Genomic DNA, 2,371 nt, shown 5'->3' with positions numbered 1-2,371 from the left:
TCGATTCGGCCACCCGGCAACAGCCTTGGCCAGCAATGTCTTGCCGGTGCCCGGTGGGCCGACCAGCAACACGCCCTTGGGAATGCGCGCCCCGAGACGGCCATAGTCCTGCGGATTCTTCAGGAAATCGACGATCGCGACCAGCTCCGCCTTGGCCTCATCCCCCCCCCGCCACATCGGCGAACGTCACACCGGTGTTCTTTTCCACGAACACCTTGGCGCGGCTCTTACCGATGTTGAGAAACCCGCCCATGCCCTGCTTCTCGGCGAAGCGGCGGAACAGGAAGAACCAGACGCCAAAGAAGGATACCGCTGGCAGGATCCACGACAGCACATCGCTCAGCCAGGTGCTCTCCAACACGCGGGCATAGGGTACGTCGTACTTCGACAGGCGATCGGCAAGATCGGGTTCGACCCTCGTTGCCACGATCGTCGTCTTGCCCCGGCTGTCCGGAGACTTCAGGCGCCCGGTCACCGTACGATCCGATACCAGCACTTCGGCCACGCGCCCCTCGTCCAGCGCCTTCTCGAACTCGCTGTAGGGCACCGGCTCGACGGTTTTCGCCGTCTGCCAGTAGCTCTGCAAACTCAGCAACAGCAGGAGGGCAACGATCCAGTAGCCGGTATTCCATTGATTCTTTTTTTCCATGGACCGTGTTCCTCGAAAGTCGAGTTGCCAGAGGATCAGGTGAACAGACGGGCCGCACCGTCACGCAAACGGATGGCCAGCGAGCGGGAGGGCAGTGCCGCCGCTGATGAGCAGCCCCCACGGCGTGGCCGACCGCGGATCACGCTTGTAGACGACCGCGTGACCCGCGGCCACAACCGCCACCGCGATCGATGCCAGGGAGGCTGCCCATGCCAGGCCGATGGGGTCGGACACGGCAGCCTCGCCCGCCATCAAGATGCGTCGCTCGCCGACTTCTTCTTGCTCGAGTCTTTGCCAGCGTCGCCGTGCGGCGTCTCGGTCGCCTTCGCGACATCCGGCTGCTCCGGCTCGGCCGGGGTCTGCGGTGGCTCTTTGCGTTCGAACACCACGCGTTCGGCCTTGTCGTCCCAGCGTGCGCTGGCGTGATCGCCCTTGCCGATGCTGCCACCGAGCATCTCGCGCGCCAGCGCAGTTTCCAGCTCGCTGCGGATCAGGCGCTTGAGTTCACGCGCACCGAACTCGGGCTTGTAGCCTTCTTCCGCGAAATGGTCGATCAGCGTCTGATCGAAAGTGAGCGTCACGCCCTGGCTGGCGGCGCTGCGCGCCACGCGATCGAGTTGCAGGCCGACGATGTGGCGGATCTCCTCCTTGCCCAGCGCATGGAAGACGATGATCTCGTCGATGCGGTTGAGGAACTCGGGCCGGAAGTGGCCGCGCAGCACGTCCATGACCTCGGCCTTGGTCTTTTCGTACTCCTCGCCGGCCGCCTCACGCGCCTTCAGCCGTCGCTGGATGATGTCCGAACCCAGGTTGGACGTGGCGATGATGATGGTGTTGGTGAAATCCACCACCCGGCCCTTGCCGTCGGTGAGGCGACCGTCGTCGAACACTTGCAGCAGGATGTTGTAGACGTCAGGGTGTGCCTTCTCGATCTCGTCGAGCAGCAGCACGCTGTAGGGCTTGCGCCGCACCTTCTCGGTGAGCTGACCGCCTTCGTCGTAACCGACATAGCCCGGAGGCGCGCCCACCAGCCGCGCCACGGTATGGCGTTCGCCATATTCCGACATGTCGATGCGCAACAGGGCGTGCTCATCGCCGTAGATCGATTCGGCCAATGCCTTGGCGAGCTCGGTCTTGCCCACCCCGGTCGGGCCCAGAAACAGGAAGGTAGCCACCGGTTTGCTGCCTTCGCGCAGGCCGGCGCGGGACAGCCGCACGGCATCGGCCACGGCACGGACCGCCTCGTCTTGTCCCACCAGGCGCTCGTGCAGCCGTTGTTCCAAGTGCAGCAGCTTTTCGCGCTCTTCCACCGTCAACTCGTTGACCGGGATGCCGGTCAGGCGCGAGACGATCTGCGCCACGTGTTCCGCCTTGACCTCGGCACTGCCGGAGGCCCGCTCCCGCTCCCAGTTCTCGACGAGCTTCTTGAGCTCGGCCTCCTTGGCTTCGATGCGCTTGCCGAGCTCGGCGGCCTGGTCGTACTGCTTGCGCGCGGCCACGTAATCCTGTTCACGCCGCAGCTGGTGCAGTTCGGACTCCAGCTCCTGCACGGCCACCGGCCGGGCCGTGGCCGACAGCTTGACGCGCGCGGCCGCCTGGTCGAGCAGGTCGATCGCCTTGTCCGGCAGGAAGCGCGCCGTGATGTAGCGGTCGGACAACTCGGCCGCCGCGATGATCGCGTCTTCGGAGATGCTGACCTTGTGGTGCGCCTCGAAGGTGTCG

General features: G+C 65.2%; 2 protein-coding genes and 1 pseudogene. All 3 read right to left on the bottom strand.

Features of this window, described 5'->3' with window-relative positions; translation table 11 throughout:
* Window positions 1–649: pseudogene (locus ACE3P2_RS01460) on the bottom strand (ATP-dependent metallopeptidase FtsH/Yme1/Tma family protein); the annotation flags it as partial.
* Between the two features lie 60 nt (window positions 650–709).
* Complete coding sequence (locus ACE3P2_RS01455) at window positions 710–901, bottom strand: hypothetical protein (RefSeq protein WP_001446316.1); 192 nt, start codon at window positions 899–901, stop codon at window positions 710–712.
* Window positions 901–2,371: AAA family ATPase (locus ACE3P2_RS01450; RefSeq protein WP_374260098.1), on the bottom strand; the 1,471-nt coding region annotated here is incomplete at its 5' end. The genes ACE3P2_RS01450 and ACE3P2_RS01455, both read right to left, overlap by 1 nt.

The sequence above is a fragment of the Zoogloea sp. genome, assembly GCF_041911615.1.
Classification (GTDB): domain Bacteria; phylum Pseudomonadota; class Gammaproteobacteria; order Burkholderiales; family Rhodocyclaceae; genus Zoogloea.
This window is presented reverse-complemented; position numbering and strand designations above follow the sequence as displayed.

Excerpts from the sequence above, each read along its gene's own strand:
- ACE3P2_RS01455 (WP_001446316.1), bottom strand. The coding sequence starts at position 901 with ATGGCGGGCGAGGCTGCCGTGTCCGACCCCATCGGCCTGGCATGGGCA.